At 64.8% G+C, this 16,008-nt stretch carries 19 protein-coding genes; 14 read left to right on the forward strand and 5 right to left on the reverse strand.

Annotated features, from left to right (window positions below):
• Positions 1 to 8 precede the first annotated feature (8 nt).
• Positions 9 to 896, reverse strand: coding sequence for an NAD kinase (locus VVD47_RS02595; RefSeq protein WP_327601835.1), 888 nt, complete (start codon positions 894 to 896; stop codon positions 9 to 11).
• Positions 897 to 973: 77 nt separating this feature from the next.
• Here VVD47_RS02595 and hrcA point away from each other — a divergent pair, with 77 nt between their 5' ends.
• Genes hrcA through hslO form a run of 6 tightly spaced genes read left to right on the forward strand, consistent with a single transcriptional unit; the run spans position 974 to position 5,176 of the window.
• Positions 974 to 1,999, forward strand: coding sequence for a heat-inducible transcriptional repressor HrcA (gene hrcA / locus VVD47_RS02600; protein ID WP_327601836.1), 1,026 nt, complete (start codon positions 974 to 976; stop codon positions 1,997 to 1,999).
• Positions 2,000 to 2,002: 3 nt separating this feature from the next.
• On the forward strand, positions 2,003 to 2,431 hold the full coding sequence (gene yidD, locus VVD47_RS02605) for a membrane protein insertion efficiency factor YidD (protein ID WP_327601837.1): 429 nt from the start codon (positions 2,003 to 2,005) through the stop codon (positions 2,429 to 2,431).
• Positions 2,432 to 2,465: 34 nt separating this feature from the next.
• Positions 2,466 to 3,560, forward strand: a complete 1,095-nt coding sequence (gene hemH, locus VVD47_RS02610; protein ID WP_327601838.1) for a ferrochelatase — start codon at positions 2,466 to 2,468, stop codon at positions 3,558 to 3,560.
• Between the two features lie 12 nt (positions 3,561 to 3,572).
• Positions 3,573 to 3,920 carry a phage holin family protein gene (locus VVD47_RS02615; protein WP_327601839.1) on the forward strand — a complete coding sequence of 116 codons (348 nt, stop codon included), beginning with the start codon at positions 3,573 to 3,575 and terminating at the stop codon, positions 3,918 to 3,920.
• Positions 3,917 to 4,267 carry an ArsC family reductase gene (locus tag VVD47_RS02620; protein WP_327601840.1) on the forward strand — a complete coding sequence of 117 codons (351 nt, stop codon included), beginning with the start codon at positions 3,917 to 3,919 and terminating at the stop codon, positions 4,265 to 4,267. Before VVD47_RS02615 ends, VVD47_RS02620 begins: the two co-directional genes overlap by 4 nt.
• Before the next feature lie 51 nt (positions 4,268 to 4,318).
• Positions 4,319 to 5,176, forward strand: a complete 858-nt coding sequence (hslO, locus tag VVD47_RS02625; RefSeq protein ID WP_327601841.1) for an Hsp33 family molecular chaperone HslO — start codon at positions 4,319 to 4,321, stop codon at positions 5,174 to 5,176.
• A 128-nt stretch (positions 5,177 to 5,304) separates the two neighbouring features.
• On the opposite strand, the gene VVD47_RS02630 is transcribed toward hslO, so the two are convergent.
• The 3 genes from VVD47_RS02630 to gpmA all read right to left on the reverse strand — a co-directional run bounded on the left by VVD47_RS02630 (position 5,305) and on the right by gpmA (position 8,787).
• Positions 5,305 to 6,750 carry a S41 family peptidase gene (locus tag VVD47_RS02630; RefSeq protein ID WP_327601842.1) on the reverse strand — a complete coding sequence of 482 codons (1,446 nt, stop codon included), beginning with the start codon at positions 6,748 to 6,750 and terminating at the stop codon, positions 5,305 to 5,307.
• A 37-nt stretch (positions 6,751 to 6,787) separates the two neighbouring features.
• Complete coding sequence (locus VVD47_RS02635; RefSeq protein WP_443080923.1) at positions 6,788 to 7,804, reverse strand: murein hydrolase activator EnvC family protein; 1,017 nt, start codon at positions 7,802 to 7,804, stop codon at positions 6,788 to 6,790.
• Positions 7,805 to 8,037: 233 nt separating this feature from the next.
• Positions 8,038 to 8,787, reverse strand: coding sequence for a 2,3-diphosphoglycerate-dependent phosphoglycerate mutase (gene gpmA, locus VVD47_RS02640; RefSeq protein ID WP_327601844.1), 750 nt, complete (start codon positions 8,785 to 8,787; stop codon positions 8,038 to 8,040).
• Between the two features lie 143 nt (positions 8,788 to 8,930).
• Here gpmA and VVD47_RS02645 point away from each other — a divergent pair, with 143 nt between their 5' ends.
• From VVD47_RS02645 to VVD47_RS02665, 5 genes are read left to right on the forward strand one after another with little or no spacing between them, the layout of a single operon-like run.
• Complete coding sequence (locus VVD47_RS02645) at positions 8,931 to 9,344, forward strand: rhodanese-like domain-containing protein (protein ID WP_327601845.1); 414 nt, start codon at positions 8,931 to 8,933, stop codon at positions 9,342 to 9,344.
• A 5-nt stretch (positions 9,345 to 9,349) separates the two neighbouring features.
• Positions 9,350 to 9,613: a glutaredoxin 3 gene (gene grxC / locus VVD47_RS02650; RefSeq protein ID WP_327601846.1), complete on the forward strand. Its 264-nt coding sequence runs from the start codon at positions 9,350 to 9,352 to the stop codon at positions 9,611 to 9,613.
• Between the two features lie 56 nt (positions 9,614 to 9,669).
• Positions 9,670 to 10,128, forward strand: coding sequence for a protein-export chaperone SecB (secB, locus tag VVD47_RS02655; protein ID WP_327601847.1), 459 nt, complete (start codon positions 9,670 to 9,672; stop codon positions 10,126 to 10,128).
• Between the two features lie 4 nt (positions 10,129 to 10,132).
• On the forward strand, positions 10,133 to 10,567 hold the full coding sequence (locus VVD47_RS02660; RefSeq protein WP_327601848.1) for an SH3 domain-containing protein: 435 nt from the start codon (positions 10,133 to 10,135) through the stop codon (positions 10,565 to 10,567).
• Complete coding sequence (locus VVD47_RS02665) at positions 10,567 to 11,556, forward strand: NAD(P)H-dependent glycerol-3-phosphate dehydrogenase (RefSeq protein ID WP_327601849.1); 990 nt, start codon at positions 10,567 to 10,569, stop codon at positions 11,554 to 11,556. Before VVD47_RS02660 ends, VVD47_RS02665 begins: the two co-directional genes overlap by 1 nt.
• An 84-nt stretch (positions 11,557 to 11,640) precedes the next feature.
• On the opposite strand, the gene VVD47_RS02670 is transcribed toward VVD47_RS02665, so the two are convergent.
• The gene (locus VVD47_RS02670; protein ID WP_327601850.1) at positions 11,641 to 12,327 is read right to left on the reverse strand and encodes a GntR family transcriptional regulator; all 687 of its coding nucleotides are present in this window, start codon (positions 12,325 to 12,327) and stop codon (positions 11,641 to 11,643) included.
• A 197-nt stretch (positions 12,328 to 12,524) separates the two neighbouring features.
• Between VVD47_RS02670 and uxuA the strand changes: the two genes are divergently transcribed.
• The 3 genes from uxuA to uxaC all read left to right on the forward strand — a co-directional run bounded on the left by uxuA (position 12,525) and on the right by uxaC (position 15,926).
• A complete protein-coding gene (gene uxuA, locus VVD47_RS02675) occupies positions 12,525 to 13,595 on the forward strand; it encodes a mannonate dehydratase (RefSeq protein ID WP_327601851.1) in 1,071 nt (356 codons plus the stop codon).
• Positions 13,592 to 14,449: an SDR family oxidoreductase gene (locus tag VVD47_RS02680; RefSeq protein WP_327601852.1), complete on the forward strand. Its 858-nt coding sequence runs from the start codon at positions 13,592 to 13,594 to the stop codon at positions 14,447 to 14,449. The genes uxuA and VVD47_RS02680 overlap by 4 nt, the downstream gene beginning before the upstream one ends.
• 73 nt (positions 14,450 to 14,522) lie before the next feature.
• A complete protein-coding gene (gene uxaC / locus VVD47_RS02685; RefSeq protein ID WP_327601853.1) occupies positions 14,523 to 15,926 on the forward strand; it encodes a glucuronate isomerase in 1,404 nt (467 codons plus the stop codon).
• The last annotated feature ends 82 nt before the right edge of the window (positions 15,927 to 16,008 follow it).

Raw genomic sequence — 16,008 nt, forward strand, 5'->3', positions numbered from 1 at the left:
ACGGAAGTTCAGCGCGGGCGCTGTGGCACGGCGCTCCAGTGCAGCTTTTCGCGCAGCACCGCAAAGTAGCTGTAGCCCTCGGGGTGCAGCAGCGTGACCGTCTGCGGCGAGCGGCGCAACACGATGCGGTCGCCCTCGCGTGCGTCGAACAGGGTCTGGCCATCGAAATGGATACGCGCATCGTGGCCGGGGCGGATCACCAGTTCCACCGTACTGTCCTGTGCCAGCGCCAGCGGTCGGTGGGTCAGCGCATGCGGGCACAACGGCACCAGCACGATGCCGGCCAGTCGCGGATGCAGCAGCGGACCGTTGGCGGATAGCGCATAGGCGGTGGAGCCGGTCGGCGTCGCGACGATCATGCCGTCGGAGCGTTGCGAGTAGATGTACTCGCCATCGACGTGCAACTCGAACTCGATCATGCGGCCGATCTCGCCGCGCGACAGCACCACGTCGTTCAGCGCGGTGTCGGCAAAGACGCGTTCGCCCGCGCGCAGCACCTCGGCTTCCAGCAGGATGCGACGCTCGCGCAGGTAACGCCCGGTGAGGATCTCGCCGACCCGCTCCAGCATCTCGTCATGGCCGACGTCGGTCAGGAAACCCAGGCGTCCCAGGTTGATGCCCAGCAGCGGCACGGTGTGCGGTGCCACCCGACGGGCGGCCATCAGCATGGTGCCGTCGCCGCCCAGCACGATGACCAGGTCGGCAAATTCGCCGATGCGCTCGAAGCTGGCGGTCTCTTCCCGGCCGGTCAGGCCGGTGGCCGCAGCGGTCTCGGTCTCTATCCACACCTGCGCGCCAGCGTCACGGGCGAAGCGCGCCAGCCGCGTCAGGGTGTCTACGATGTCGGCACTCTGGTACTTGCCGACCAGCGCGACAGTGTTGAATTCCAGACTCATGCCGCGCATTTAACCATATCGGAATGTCAGGCATGCCTTTGCCTGCCAGCGCTGGCTCATTAGAATGGGGGCTGCTTATGAATGCCCTCGATCACCGCTCCCGGGTTCTGCTCAAGACGCTCATCGAGCGTTACATCGCCGACGGCCAGCCCGTCGGGTCGCGCGCCCTGTCCCGCCAGTCCGGTCTGGAACTGTCGCCCGCGACCATCCGTAACGTGATGTCCGACCTGGAGGATGCCGGCTTCGTCGCCAGCCCCCACACTTCCGCCGGCCGTGTGCCAACGGCGCGGGGCTACCGCCTGTTCGTCGACACGCTGCTGACCGTGCAGCCGCTGGAGCACACCCAGGTGCGCGAGCTGCGCAGCCAGCTGCAACCCGACGAACCGCGCCGCCTGATTTCCGCCGCCTCCCACCTGCTGTCCGACCTGACCCGGTTTGCCGGCGTGGTGGTGACCCAGCGCAACGACACGACGACGATCCGCCAGATCGAGTTCGTCAGCCTGTCCGAGACGCGGGTGCTGCTGATCATCGTCACGGCCAAGGGTGACGTGCAGAACCGCCTGCTGATGACGCAACGGCCCTACACCGCCTCCGAGCTGGTCGAGGCCGCCAACTTCCTGAACCATCACTTTGCCGGGCTGGACCTCGGCAACATGCTGACCAAGCTGCGCGAAGAGCTGCACCAGATCTCCGCCAACATGAACGAGCTGATGACCGCCACCGTTCATGCCGGCGAGGAGGCCCTGGGTGCCGACAGCGGCGTGGTGATCTCCGGTGAGCGCAACCTGCTGGAGGTGGACGAGTTGTCCACCAACATGGGCCGCCTGCGCGAGCTGTTCAGGCTCTTCGAGCAACGCACCGGCATGCTCCAGCTGCTGGACCTGTCCCATCGCGCCGAGGGCGTGCAGATCTACATCGGCGACGAGTCCGGCCTCGCACCGCTAGACGAATGCAGCGTGGTCACCGCGCCCTACGAAGTGGATGGCAAGGTCATCGGCTCGCTGGGCGTCATCGGCCCAACCCGCATGGCCTACGAGCGGGTGATCCCGATCGTGGACATCACGGCACGTCTGCTGTCGTCGGCACTGTCGTCCAGCAACTGAGGCATGCCGGCGCGCTGGCTGCTGCTGGTCGCCATCCACGGCTACAGGCGTTTCGTTTCACCATGGAAGGGTTTCCGCTGTGCCTACCGCGCCCAGACCGGCCACGCCAGCTGTTCCACGCTGGGCCTGAGGGCAGTACGGCGCCACGGTGCCTTGAAAGGGCTGGGCATCCTCGACCTTCGCCTCGCGCGTTGTCGCGAAGCGCAACGCCTGCATGTCCCGCCACCGCGCCGGCCGCTCGCCGCCCAGCGTGGTGATTGCGACCTGCCCTGCGATGTCGACTGCGACCTGCCGCGCAGCGGAATGACCCGGCTGGCGAATCTGCTGAGCTGTGCGGACTGCTGCTCCTGCGAACTGCCGGGTCGCCGCCGGAACAAGCTGGACGACAAGCCGCGTAAAATCCACGTTCCGCCGCGCCGGCGTGACCGCTGAACCCGTTCCGGACCTCTCTGTTCCTCCGTTCCCTATGTCCCGCTTCCTGCCCGAACCTGCCCACCGTCATGGCAGCACCGAACGCTTCGGCATCCTGCTGGTGAATCTCGGCACGCCGGAAGCCGCGACCGCGCCGGCGGTGAAGAAGTACCTCGCCGAGTTCCTGGCCGACCCGCGGGTGGTGGAAATTCCGTCCTTTGCCTGGAAGCCAGTCCTGCACGGCATCATCCTCAACACCCGCCCGAAGAAGTCCGCCGCCAAGTACGCGCAGGTGTGGACCAGCGAAGGCTCGCCACTGGCGGTCCACACCGAACGACAGGCCAAGCTGCTGCAGGGCTACTTCGGCCACGCCGGCGAGCAGCGCGTGTGCGTCATGCATGCCATGCGCTACGGGCAGCCAGCCATCGCAGACGTCATCGGCAAGCTGAAGGAGGAGCAATGCTCGCGCATCCTCGTGCTGCCGATGTATCCGCAGTACGCTGCCAGCACGACCGCCAGCGTCATGGACGCGGTGGGTGCGGCGCTCGCGCGCATCCGCAATCTTCCCGAGATCCGTCTGGTGCGCAGTTTCCATGACGACCCGGGCTACATCCGCGCACTGGCTGCCAGCGTGCAGGAGCACTGGGCGCGCAACGGCCGCGGCGAGAAGCTGGTGATGAGCTTCCACGGCCTGCCGCGCTTCTCGCTGGACCGCGGCGACCCCTACCACTGCGAGTGCCACAAGACCGCACGCCTGCTGGCCGAAGCCCTGGGCCTGAAGGCGGATGGCCATGTCGTGACCTTCCAGTCACGCTTCGGCCGGGCCGAATGGCTGCAGCCCTATACGCAGGCCACGCTGGAGAAGATGGCCGGCAAGGTGAAGACGGTGGATGTCATCTGCCCCGGTTTCGTCGCCGATTGCCTGGAAACGCTGGAAGAGATCGCCATGGAATGCAAGGCCGCCTTCCTCAACAAGGGCGGGCGCGAACTGCGCTACATTCCTGCATTGAACGAACGCCACGAGTTCGTCGCCGCTCTGCACGCCATCGCGCGGCGCCAGATGGGCGACTGGCTGGCCCGCCCGCAGCCTTCCGCCGAAGAACTCCGCAATACCGAAACCCGCGCCAAGACCCTTGGCGCATCCCGCTAGGAAGCCACCACCATGATGTTGCTGATCCGCTGGGCGTTGGGCGCCCTGGCCCTGATGATCGTGCCGGAAATCGTCAGCTCGATCCGCGTCGAAAGCTATCTCGCCGCGCTGGCCGCAGCCCTGCTGCTGGGCCTGGTCAACGCGCTCATCCGCCCCATCCTCATCCTGCTGACCCTGCCCATCACGGTACTGACCCTGGGCATCTTCGCGCTGGTCATCAACGCCCTGCTGTTCTGGGGCGTGTCGGAACTGGTGACCGGCTTCCGCGTCGACGGGTTCTGGGCCGCGATGTGGGGTGCGCTGGTGTACGGCGTACTCACCTGGATGATCAACCTTGCCCTGGCAGACCGGAAAAAATGACCACCACGATCTACGGCATCAAGAATTGCGACAGCATGAAGAAGGCTTTCACCTGGCTGAAGGAAGCCGGCGTCGCCTATGAATTCCACGACTATGCCCGCCGCGGCATCGACGAGGACACCCTCAAGCGCTGGGCTGCGCACACCGGCTGGGAAAAGCTCATCAACACCAAGGGCCTGACCTGGCGCGGCCTCTCGGACGCCGAGAAGAGCAACCTCTACGAAGCCAGGGCCTACCAGCTGATGATCGCCAAGCCCAGCCTCATCCGCCGCCCCGTCGTGGAACGCGATGGCCAGTTGATGATGGGCTTCGACCCCACCCGTTTCGACGAGTTTTTCAATCAATGAGCTCCAGCCAGTGAGCTCCAACCTGACGGGCAAGCGCCTGCGGTCCGCACCATGAGCAATCACGTACAACGCTTCCTGCTCGAAGAGCTGGACATCCGTGGCGCCGTCGTGCGCATCACCGACACCTGGTCGCTGATCCAGGCCCAGCGCGACTACGACCCCACTGCCCGCTCGCTGCTGGGACAGATGTGCGCCGTCGCCACGCTGATCGCCGCCAACCTCAAGCAACCCGGCCGCCTGACTTTCCAGTTGCGCGGCCACGGCACGCTGTCGCTGCTGGTCGTCGACTGTTCGCAAAGCCTCAACCTGCGCGGCTACGCCCAGACCGAAGGCAAGCTGGACGCCGCCACCCCGCTGCAGGACCTGCTGGGCGATGGCCGCCTGATGCTGACCCTGGACGCGGACAGCATGCGCCAGCCCTACCAGAGCTTCGTGCCGGCCGAAGGCGACAGCCTGTCGGAGATGTTCCAGAACTACCTGGCCTTGTCGGAACAGCAGCCGGCGCACCTGATCCTCGCGGCCGATGAGAATGTCGCTGCCGGTTTCTTCGTGCAGAAGCTGCCCGGCGCGGACGCGCGCGACGAGGACGGATGGTCGCGCGTCGAACAGCTGGTCAACACACTGTCGGACGCCGAGTTGCTGGCAACCCAGCCGGAAACGCTGCTGACCCGCCTTTTCCACGAGGAGACTGTCCGCGTCTTCACCCCCAGCGAGGTGACGCACGACTTCCCGCCGGACTGGGACAAGGTGCGCAACGTGCTGCGGTCACTTGGCCCGGCGGAGGTGGAACGCATGCTGACCGAAAACGGCGAAGTGGTGATCCGCGACGACCTGTCCAACCACACCTATCGCTTCACCGCAGACGAGGCCCGTGCTGCGGCAAACAGCAGTGACCTGACTCGACACTGACCCAGCGCAAAGCCGGTACCGAGGCGGGTCGGCATCGACACCAGGCCGCACTCCCTGCCCGGCAAAAGCAAACGGCCCGCAATGCGGGCCGTTTGTCTTGATGCAACCTCCTCCTGCTTCCTGCCTTCTTACTTCGCCTTCTCCGGCGGAGCGACCGGTGCCACGGCAGGCGCCGAGGTCTCGGCCGTCGGCGTCACCGGCTTGGTCTGCACCGGCAGGCCCTTGAGATGATTGACGGCCTGTTCGAACTGGAAGTCACCCTTGGTACCGAATTCGATGGGCGGGGCGTTGTCGACCTTCGCGGGCGGCGGAGCCTTCTCTTCCGTGGCCTTCGTCGGGGCAGCCGGCACGGCCGCGCCATCCTTCGGGTTGGACAGGTGGCCCTGCAGGTCGGCTTCACGCAGGCGCGGGAAATTTGCACCAGCGGTCTCTTCGACCAGCAGGTCGGGCTCGATACCCTTGGCCTGGATCGACCGGCCATTCGGCGTGAAATAGCGCGCCGTGGTGATCTTCACTGCCGTACCGCCCGGCAGGTCGATGACGCTCTGCACCGAACCCTTGCCGAAAGTCTGAGTGCCCAGGATGGTCGCGCGCTTGTAGTCCTGCAGTGCGCCGGCCACGATTTCCGAAGCAGAGGCCGAACCACCGTTCACCAGCACCACGATGGGCACCTTCTTGGCTTCGGGCGGCAGCCCCTTCAGCGGGTCGTCGCCACTGTTGTCAGCACGGTAGTAGTCCAGCGAAGCGAAGAACTTCGTCTTCGCATCCGGCAGGCGACCGTCGGTGTACACCACCAGCGCATCCTTTGGCAGGAAGGCCGCCGACACGCCGACGGCGTTGTTCAGCAGGCCGCCCGGGTCGTTACGCAGATCCAGCACCAACCCCTTGACCGGACCCTGCTTGTAGATGCGGTCGAGATGGCGCACCAGGTCGCTGGTGGTGTTGCGCTGGAACTGGGTCAGGCGGACGTAGCCGTAGCCGGGCTCGATGAGCTTGGACTTGACGCTCTGCACCTTGATGACCTCGCGGGTCAGCGTCACCTCGATGGGCGCCTCCGCACCCTTGCGGGCGATGGTCAGGTTGATCTTGGTACCGGGCTTGCCGCGCATGCGCTTGACGGCGTCATTGAGCGACAGGCCTTTGACCGACTCGTTGTCCAGGCGGACGATGAGGTCACCTGCCTTCACGCCTGCGCGGAAAGCCGGGGTGTCTTCGATCGGGGAGACGACCTTGACGAAGCCGTCCTCCATGCCGACCTCGATGCCGAGACCGCCGAATTCCCCGCTGATCGAAACCTGCAGGTCCTTCTTCTCTTCCTGGTCAAGGTAGGTCGAGTGCGGGTCCAGGCCCGACACCATGCCGCTGACCGCGTTCTTGACCAGCTTCTTGTCGTCCACCGAATCGACGTAGTTCTGCTTGATCGCCTCGAAGACCGTGGCGAAAGCACGCATCTCTTCCACCGGCAAGGGCGTCGGCCCCTCGCGGTCGGCGCGTGCGGAGAAATGGAGACTCAGGAGGACGCCGACGACGACGCCACTCATTACCAGACCTGCTTGCTTGAACTTGCTGCTCATTGTTTCTCCGTTGCGCCTGTGGGTGGGCACACCTGCATCAGCGCCCCGTCATCCATTTGACGGGGTCTTGCGGCTGACCGCGATAGCGTATTTCAAAGTATAAGCCGGATTCTTCCGCGCCCCCGGTGGCGCCTACACTGGCAATCGATTCGCCCTGCCGGACAGGCTGGCCCGGCGACTTGTACAGCGACTCGTTGTTGCCATAAATACTCATGTAACCCTCACCGTGATCCACGATGATGAGGTTGCCGAAACCACGCAGCCAGTCCGCAAAAGCCACACGACCACCGGCCACCGCACGTACGTCGCTACCCCCGGCAGCCCGGATCATCACGCCCCGCCAGGTACCACCTTCCGTCCTTTGAGCACCGAACCGGCCCAGTAGTTCGCCGCGCACCGGCCAGCGCAACCTGCCGCGCTGTGCCGCGAACGCGCCATCACCTCCGTCGTCGGGTGCGGCCACATCACCGGCGATGCCGGTCACCCGCTCGCCGGGCGCGGACTGGGATGCACCTGACGGTGCTGGCTTGTTTACGGCAGGACCGCGCGGTTTTGCAGGGGGGGGATTGTTTCGGGCAATCCGGTCGAGGCCCTGGATGAGCTTTTCCATCCGCGCTTCGTCACGCTGCAGGGACTTCATCTCGCGGCGCTGGACCCGCAGCTTCTCGGCCGCCGCGTTGAGTACGGCACGCTGCTGGGCGCGCTGGGCAGCCAGTTCCTTCTGCTGCCCCTTGCGTTCGGTCTCCAGCGCCAGCAACTCGGCGCGCTTGGCCTCGACCTCGGCCAGCACCGTCTGCAAGTTGCTCAGCGACACCCTGGCTTCATCGATGGCCCTGGCGCGCTGGCGGGCGATCTGCTCCAGGTAGTAGGCATCGCGGGCAAGCTGGTTGGGGTCATCGCCTCCCAAGAAGCGCCGGGCCCCCGCCTGGCCGCCCTCCACGTAGATGCGGTACAGGGTGTCGCCCAGCCGCTGGCGCTGGGCATCGACCTCGGCCTGCAGGCGGGCCTGCTCTTCGACCAGCCGGACGATCTCGACATCCAGCCGGCCACGCATGATCTGGATTTCGCGCAGGCGGCGTTGCGCACCGGAAATGCTGCGCTCGACCTCGGACAGCAGATCCGCGGCTTCCTCGCGCACGTCCTCGCTCTGGGAGATTTCAGCCTGCAGGGCGCCGATCTGCGCCCGCAGGCCTTTCAGTTCGTCGCGCCGCTCATCGATCGGCGCGGCATGCGCCGCGCCAGCCACCAGGGCGGTGACCAGCAGGCAGCGCATGCGCAACCGGAGCATCAGGCCTTGGCCTTGCCCTGGTTGGCGACGGCCGCCATGGCGGCGGCGATCGCGTCGGCATCGCCGAGGTAGTAGTGCTTGATGGGCTTCAGATCGGCGTCCAGTTCATACACCAGCGGCTGCGCCGTCGGGATGTTCAGCTCGACGATGTCGCCTTCGGACACGTTGTCCAGGTACTTGATCAGCGCGCGGATGCTGTTGCCGTGGGCGGCGATGATCACCTTCTTGCCCGACTTCACGACGGGAGCGATGGTGTCCAGCCAGTACGGTACGAAGCGGGCGACCGTGTCCTTCAGGCATTCGGTGCGCGGGAACTCGCCATCCTTCAGGTTGGCGTAACGCGGTTCGCCGGTTTCCAGGCGCTCGTCGCCATCTTCCAGTGCAGGCGGCGGCACGTCGTAGGAACGACGCCACACCTTGACCTGGTCATCGCCGAACTTGGCGGCGGTCTCGCCCTTGTTCAGGCCTTGCAGCGCGCCGTAGTGGCGCTCGTTCAGACGCCAGGAATGCTCGACCGGAATCCACAACTGGTCGAGTTGCTCCAGCACGACGTTGAGCGTCTTGTTGGCGCGCTTCAGCACCGAGGTGAAGGCGATGTCGAAGGCATAACCTTCCTTCTTGAGCAGCTTGCCCGCAGCGATGGCTTCATTCACGCCGTGCTCGGTCAGGTCGACGTCGGTCCAGCCGGTGAAGCGGTTTTCCTTGTTCCAGGTGGATTCGCCGTGACGCAGCAATACGATCTTGTACATGGGTTCTAACCTATTCGGAGGGTTGCAACAGCAGGGGAAAGGAAGGCCTGGCGCCAAAGATGATATTGTATCGGATTGCCCACGCCGCCAGACCGGCAGGCAGATTCTGCTTCCCTTCCCGCTCTTCTTTCTTGTCCCTGCGCATGGAATTCCTGACCCACAACGTTTTCTGGATCGTGATGGCCCTCGTCAGCGGCGGCATGCTGCTGGCACCGATGTTCCGCGGTGGTGGCCGCTACGGTGTATCGCCGGCCCAGGCCGTCACGCTGATCAACCGCGAAGACGCGGCCGTACTCGATGTACGCGAAGCCGCCGAGTTCGAGCGCGGCCACCTTCCCAACGCCCGCCACATCCCGCTGGGCGAGTTGGAGAAGCGTGCTGACGAACTCAACAAGCTGAAGAACAAACCTGTCATCGTCGTGTGCCAGAGTGGCAACCGTTCCGGCTCGGCGCGCGGCATCCTGGCCAAGCTGGGCTTCGAGCGTGCCGTCAACCTGGACGGTGGCGTGGATGCCTGGGCACAGGCCAGCCAACCCCTGGTCAAGGGCCGCAAGTAAGCACCATGCCGCGCATCATCATGTACGCCACGGCGGTGTGCCCGTATTGCGTGCGCGCCGAGCAGCTCCTGCGCCGCAAGGGCGTCAGCGACATCGAGAAGATCCGTGTCGACCTCGACCCCGGTGAGCGCGACACGATGATCGAACGTACCGGCCGCCGTACCGTGCCGCAGATCTACATCGGCGACACGCACGTCGGCGGCTGTGACGACCTGTACGCGCTGGAACACGCAGGCAAGCTGGATGCCCTGCTTGCCGGCGGCAACTGATTCAACCCGATCCATTCATCCGAACCGTAGCAACAACCATCAACGAGACAATCATCATGGCTGACGAACAACAGCAACCCGTTTTCAACATCGAGAAGATCTACGTCAAGGACCTGTCGCTGGAAGTGCCGAATGCACCGGCCATCTACCTGGACCGCACCCAGCCTGAAGTCAACGTGGAACTCTCCACTGGCGCCAACGCCATCGAGAACGGTTTCTTCGAAGTCACCCTCAAGTGCACGGTGACGGCCAAGGCTAGCGAGAACACCATGTTCCTGGTGGAAGTCGCCCAGGCCGGCATCTTCCAGTTGCGCAACATTCCGGAAGCCGAACTGGAGCCGGTGCTGATGATCGGCTGCGCCAACATCCTGTTCCCGTACGCCCGCGAAGCGATCTCCGATGCGGTGACCCGTGCCGGCTTCCAGCCGGTGCTGCTGAACCCGGTGAACTTCGAAGGCATGTACCAGGCCCGTCTGCAGCAACAGCAGGCCGAAGCTTCGCCGATCATCCAGTAAGACCATGCGCGGCGCCCTGTTGCTGATCGTCGGTCTGCTGGTCTCCAGCGCCGCCCAGGCGCTGGAGTATCGCAGCCTGACCGACAACGCCATCGTCTACGACGCCGGCTCTCGCCAGGCGAAGCCCCTGTTCATCCTGCTCAAGGGCACGCCGGTGGAAGTCATCGTGTCACTGGAGGGCTGGATCAAGGTCCGCGAACAGGGCGGTGGCCTGGGCTGGGTGGAGCGCAGCCAGCTCGGCGCGCAACGGCAGCTCATCGTCACGGCGTCCGGCGCGGACGCCCGCCTCACGGCCAGCGACGCTGCACCGGTGGTGTTCTCCGCCAGCAAGGACGTCGTGCTGGAACTGCTGGAGCCTCCCGCCAACGGCTGGGTACGCGTCCGTCATCGCGATGGCCAGATCGGCTTCGTGCCGTTGAAGTCCGTCTGGGGTCTTTGATGGCGCACATCGCCGTACTGGGGGCCGGTGCCTGGGGCACTGCGCTGGCCCTCACCTACGCCCCGCAACACGCCGTCAGCCTGTGGTCGCATGAGTCCGATCACATCGCGGACATGGCGGGCAGCCGCCGTAACGAACGCTACCTGCCCGGCTTCGAGTTCCCCGCCAGCATCAGCCTGCACGATGACATCGCAAAGGCTTGCGCCGGTGCCGAACTCGCCCTGGTGGTGACGCCGGTTGCCGGTCTGCGCCCTACCCTGCGCAGACTCGCCGGGCTTGCAGCCTGCCCGCCCGTATTGTGGGCCTGCAAGGGTTTCGAGGCGGATAGCGCCCTGCTGCCGCACGAAGTGGCTGACGCCGAGCTGCCTGCCGGCGTGCCGTACGGTGTGCTCACCGGGCCCAGCTTCGCCGATGAAGTGGCACGCGGCCTGCCCGGCGCGATCACCCTCGCGGCGAATGATCTCGACTTCGCCCGCCACTGGGTTCAAGCGCTGCACCACCCCCGCTTGCGCCTCTACGCCAATGACGATGTCGTCGGCGCCGAGATCGGCGGTGCGGTCAAAAATGTGCTGGCGATCGCCGCCGGCATCACCGACGGACTTGGCTACGGCCACAACGCCCGCGCGGCACTGGTCACCCGCGGGCTGGCCGAGATCGCACGCCTGGCCGAAGCGCTGGGCGGCCGCCGCGAGACCCTGATGGGCCTGGCCGGCATGGGCGACCTCATCCTCACCTGTACGGGCGATCTGTCGCGCAACCGTCGGGTCGGCCTGATGCTGGCACAAGGACTGGCACTGCCGCAGATACTGGAACAACTGGGTCACGTCGCCGAAGGTGTGCTGACCTGCCGCGTGGTCGTGCAACGCGCCGATTCGCTGGGCGTCGACATGCCGATTACCCGCGCGGTCGCCGCCGTGCTCGACGGCCGCATCTCGCCACGCGACGTCGTGGAAAACCTGATGACGCGAGACCCGAAAGTGGAACGCTGACCTACCAACGTAATACAGAAACACAAAAGGGCCGCTTGATGCGGCCCTTTGCTTGTCACCGATCCACCCGCCTCACAACCTGACTCAGCGCTCGAACACTTCCGGATACTGGCGGGCGATCTCCGGCAGGGACTCCAGGATTTCTTCCAGGTGCGCACGAACGGCCGCCTCGGCTTCATCCGGGTTGCGGGCCGCAATGGCATCGACGATGCGCTCGTGCTGCGCAATGAGCCGATCCACCGGCGTGGCGGCCTCGTAACTCAGGTAGCGGACCCGGTCCATCTGGGCCTTGATGCGATCGACCGCCTGCCAGGCCGATCGGCGCCCGGCGGCGTGGGCGAGTTCCTGGTGGAAGGCTTCGTCCAGCGCCAGGAAAGCATCGTTGTCACCGGCGGCGACCTGCCTCTGGCATTCCACCAGCTCGCGCAATGCCGCGATGGCGGCCGTCGTCGCGTTGCGGGCGGCCTCCCGCACCACCGCGACCTCCACTGCCTCGCGCACGAAACGGGCGTCCATGACGTCCTTCACCGAGATGCGCACGACGAAGGTGCCACGCTGCGGCTGGATGCTGACCAGGTTGTCGTTGGCCAGCCGGATGAACGCCTCCCGCACCGGCTGGCGGCTGATGCCGTACCGCGTGGAGATCTCGCTCTCCGACAAGGCCTGCCCGGGCGCCAGCGCACCGCGCACGATGTCCTCCCTCAGGCGGCGGTGGATCTGTGCCGCTATGGAGGACTGGTTGTCAGGACGAAGGGGAATGATGGTGCTCATATTGCTCGCTGCCAGACAAAACTGATCATCAGACTTGACGATCAGGCGATACGAAATATACTACCATACAAGACATCGATCCCGGTCGGGCGGAACCCTGCCGCCCTGCCTCGATCAGCCGCACTTCCGGACGATTTCCGGATTCCTTCCCTATAGTTGAATTGCCCCTCTGCAGGCAACACGCCAAGGACACTTCCATGAAAATGACATTCCGCTGGTACGGCGAAAACGATCCGGTCAAGCTCGAATACATCCGCCAGATTCCCGGCATGTACGGCATCGTATCCGCTATCTACGATGTGCCGGTAGGCGAAGTTTGGCCGCTCGAGAAATTGCAGGCCCTGAAGGCACGCATCGAAGGCGTCGGCCTGAAGTTCGATGTCGTCGAAAGCGTGCCGGTCCACGAAGACATCAAGCTCGGCAAGCCGACGCGTGACCGCCTTATCGACAACTTCTGCCAGAACATCCGCAACTGCGCAGCGGCTGGCGTGAAGGTCATCTGCTACAACTTCATGCCGGTCTTCGACTGGACCCGCACCGAGATGGCGATGGAGTTGCCCGATGGCTCCCTGACGCTGGCCTTCGACGCCGAGGCCGTGGCGAAGATCGATCCCGAGCAAGGCATTTCGCTGCCCGGCTGGGACAGCAGCTACAAGCCGGAGCAGCTCAAGTCCCTGCTCGATGAATACCGCAACGTTGGCGAAGATCAACTCTGGGCCAACCTGGAATACTTCCTGAAGCGCATCATCCCGGTCGCGGAAGAAGTGGGTATCCGCATGGCGATGCACCCGGACGATCCGCCCCGCCCCATCTTCGGCCTGCCGCGCATCGTCAAGAACCACGATGACCTGATGAGACTGGTGAAGATCGTCGACACGCCCGCCAACGGCATCACGCTGTGCTCCGGCTCGCTGGGCGCGGACCTGTGCAACAGCATCGTGTCGCTGGTGCGGGAGTTCGGCGGCATGGGCCGCATCCCCTTCGGCCACCTGCGCAATGTGTCCGTGCAGGAAGACGGCACCTTCTTCGAGTCTGCCCACCTGTCATGCGAAGGCTCGCTGGACATGGCCGAGATCATCAAGGCGTATCATGACGTCGGCTTCGAAGGCTACGTCCGCCCCGACCACGGCCGCATGATCTGGGGCGAAACCGGCAAGCCCGGCTACGGCCTGTACGACCGCGCCCTCGGTGCGGTCTACCTCAACGGTCTGTGGGAAGCCGTCAGCAAACTCTCCCCGCAGCGAACCAAGGAATCCGCCACCGCATGAGCCCACTTCCGTTTTCGATCGACCTGAACAACAAGGTTGCCGTCGTCACCGGCGGTGCCGGCGTGCTGGGTTCGGCGATGTGCCGCGCGCTGGCTGCCTGCGGTGCAAAGGTGATCATCGTCGGCCGCGACCTCGCCAAGGCGCAGAAGCTCGCCACCGAGATCGAGGCCACCGGCGGCATCGCGCTGGGCGTGAGCTGCGACGTGCTGGATCGCGCCGCGCTGGAGAATGTCGCCCGGCAGATCGAATCGGGCTTCGGCCCCTGCGACATCCTCATCAACGGCGCAGGCGGCAATCACCCCAAGGGGGTCAGCAACCTCGAGTACTACGATGCCGAGCAGGCGGAGGCCGACCCGGCCAACACCACCTTCTTCGACCTGGACATCGAGGGCTATCGCTTCGTGTTCGACCTGAACCTGCTGGGCACGCTGCTGCCGACGCAGGTGTTCGCGAAGCAGATGCTCGGCCGCCCCGGCTGCACCGTCATCAACATCTCCTCCATGAGCGCCTTCAAGCCGCTCACCAAGGTGGCGGCCTACAGCAACGCGAAAGCCGCGGTCAGCAACTTCACGCAATGGCTGGCCACCCACCTCGCGCAGAGCGGCGTGCGTGTGAATGCCATCGCCCCCGGCTTCTTCATCACCGAACAGAACCACAAGCTGCTGATCCAGGACGACGGCGAATTCACGCCCCGCGCGCGCAAGGTCGTCGCGCAGACACCGATGCGTCGCTTCGGCGAGGCCGACGAACTGATCGGTACGCTGCTGTGGCTGGTGGAGCCGAAAGCGTCAGGTTTTGTGACAGGCACGATCGTGGCGGTCGACGGCGGTTTCTCCGCTTATGCAGGCGTATAAGCGGGCGTATAATTAGTCAGACAACTATTCGTTTTCCCGTCCTTCAGTCTGACTGCAGTTGGAGACTCACAGCATGGCCAAGAACTTCATGGACGAGCACTTCCTGCTCGAAACCCCCACCGCGCAAAAGCTCTACCACGAGTTCGCGGCACCCCAACCGATCATCGACTACCACTGCCACCTGCCGCCTGTGGAAGTCGCCGAGAACAAGCAATACCGCAACGTCACCGAGATCTGGCTGGGCGGCGACCACTACAAGTGGCGCTTCATGCGCTCCTCCGGCATCACCGAGGACTTCATTACCGGTAACCAGCCGGACCAGGAAAAATTCCGCCGCTTCTGCGCCGTCCTGCCGTACGGCGTCGGCAACCCGCTGTACCACTGGAGCCACCTGGAGCTGCAGCGCTACTTCGGTACGAAGACGGTGATCTCCGCCGCCACCGCCGACGAACTGTGGGAGCTGACCAACGCCCAGTTGCCCAAGCCGGAACTGCGCGCCCGTGGCCTGATGGAGCGCTCCAACGTGCGCGTGGTGTGCACGACGGACGACCCGGTCGATGACCTCGCCTATCACAAGGCCGTCGCCGCCGACTCCGGCTTCAAGGTCAAGATGCTGCCGACCTTCCGCCCGGACAAATCCTTCAACATCGACCGCGTCGGTTTCCAGGACTACATCCGCAAGCTGGCGGACGTGTCCGGCGTCGCCATCAACAGCTTCGCCGATCTGCTGAAGGCACTGGATGCGCGCCTGGACTACTTCGCCGCCAACGGCTGCAAGCTGTCCGACCACGCCATCGACCTGGCCTTCTTTGCCGAAGCTTCCGAAGCCACGCTGAGCGCCACGCTGGCCCAGGCCATGGGCAACCAATCGGTCAGCAAGCAACAGGCCGACGAGTTCAAGACGGCGGTCCTGCTGCACCTCGGCCGCGAGTACGCGCGTCGTGGCTGGGCGATGCAGCTGCACATCGGCGCGCAGCGCAACAACAACACCCGCCAGTTCAAGAACCTCGGCCCGGACACCGGCTGGGATTCGATCAGCGATGACCTGATTTCCGCCAAGCTGGCGCGCTTCCTCGACACACTGGATGGTGACGACCTGCTGCCGAAGACGGTGCTGTACTGCCTGAACCCGATCCACAACGAAGTGCTGGCCACCATGATCGGCAACTACCAGGACGGCAAGGTGCGCGGCAAGATGCAGTTCGGTTCCGGCTGGTGGTTCAACGACCAGAAGGACGGCATGATCCGCCAGATCACCGCGCTGTCGCAGCTGGGCAACCTCGGCGCCTTCGTCGGCATGCTGACGGACTCGCGCTCCTTCCTGTCCTACACCCGCCACGAGTACTTCCGCCGCATCCTCTGCAACATGATCGGCGGCTGGGTAGAGAACGGTGAATTCCCGCAGGACTGGAAGCTGCTGCGCGAAATCGTCGAAGGCATCTGCTACAAAAACGCCGACCAGTACTTCGGCCTGTAAGCTTCACTGCACTCATCGGGGCCGGTTCGCCGGCCCTTTTGCATTCCGTCTGGCATTTCCGGCCACATCCAGAACAAGAGGA

This window comes from Uliginosibacterium sp. H1, from assembly GCF_036017065.1.
Taxonomy (GTDB): Bacteria; Pseudomonadota; Gammaproteobacteria; order Burkholderiales; family Rhodocyclaceae; genus Uliginosibacterium.

Excerpts from the sequence above, each read along its gene's own strand:
- VVD47_RS02595 (WP_327601835.1), bottom strand. The coding sequence starts at position 896 with ATGAGTCTGGAATTCAACACTGTCGCGCTGGTCGGCAAGTACCAGAGT.
- hrcA (WP_327601836.1), top strand. The coding sequence starts at position 974 with ATGAATGCCCTCGATCACCGCTCCCGGGTTCTGCTCAAGACGCTCATC.
- yidD (WP_327601837.1), top strand. The coding sequence starts at position 2,003 with ATGCCGGCGCGCTGGCTGCTGCTGGTCGCCATCCACGGCTACAGGCGT.
- hemH (WP_327601838.1), top strand. The coding sequence starts at position 2,466 with ATGTCCCGCTTCCTGCCCGAACCTGCCCACCGTCATGGCAGCACCGAA.
- VVD47_RS02615 (WP_327601839.1), top strand. The coding sequence starts at position 3,573 with ATGATGTTGCTGATCCGCTGGGCGTTGGGCGCCCTGGCCCTGATGATC.
- VVD47_RS02620 (WP_327601840.1), top strand. The coding sequence starts at position 3,917 with ATGACCACCACGATCTACGGCATCAAGAATTGCGACAGCATGAAGAAG.
- hslO (WP_327601841.1), top strand. The coding sequence starts at position 4,319 with ATGAGCAATCACGTACAACGCTTCCTGCTCGAAGAGCTGGACATCCGT.
- VVD47_RS02630 (WP_327601842.1), bottom strand. The coding sequence starts at position 6,750 with ATGAGCAGCAAGTTCAAGCAAGCAGGTCTGGTAATGAGTGGCGTCGTC.
- VVD47_RS02635 (WP_443080923.1), bottom strand. The coding sequence starts at position 7,804 with ATGCGTGGCCGGCTGGATGTCGAGATCGTCCGGCTGGTCGAAGAGCAG.
- gpmA (WP_327601844.1), bottom strand. The coding sequence starts at position 8,787 with ATGTACAAGATCGTATTGCTGCGTCACGGCGAATCCACCTGGAACAAG.
- VVD47_RS02645 (WP_327601845.1), top strand. The coding sequence starts at position 8,931 with ATGGAATTCCTGACCCACAACGTTTTCTGGATCGTGATGGCCCTCGTC.
- grxC (WP_327601846.1), top strand. The coding sequence starts at position 9,350 with ATGCCGCGCATCATCATGTACGCCACGGCGGTGTGCCCGTATTGCGTG.
- secB (WP_327601847.1), top strand. The coding sequence starts at position 9,670 with ATGGCTGACGAACAACAGCAACCCGTTTTCAACATCGAGAAGATCTAC.
- VVD47_RS02660 (WP_327601848.1), top strand. The coding sequence starts at position 10,133 with ATGCGCGGCGCCCTGTTGCTGATCGTCGGTCTGCTGGTCTCCAGCGCC.
- VVD47_RS02665 (WP_327601849.1), top strand. The coding sequence starts at position 10,567 with ATGGCGCACATCGCCGTACTGGGGGCCGGTGCCTGGGGCACTGCGCTG.
- VVD47_RS02670 (WP_327601850.1), bottom strand. The coding sequence starts at position 12,327 with ATGAGCACCATCATTCCCCTTCGTCCTGACAACCAGTCCTCCATAGCG.
- uxuA (WP_327601851.1), top strand. The coding sequence starts at position 12,525 with ATGAAAATGACATTCCGCTGGTACGGCGAAAACGATCCGGTCAAGCTC.
- VVD47_RS02680 (WP_327601852.1), top strand. The coding sequence starts at position 13,592 with ATGAGCCCACTTCCGTTTTCGATCGACCTGAACAACAAGGTTGCCGTC.
- uxaC (WP_327601853.1), top strand. The coding sequence starts at position 14,523 with ATGGCCAAGAACTTCATGGACGAGCACTTCCTGCTCGAAACCCCCACC.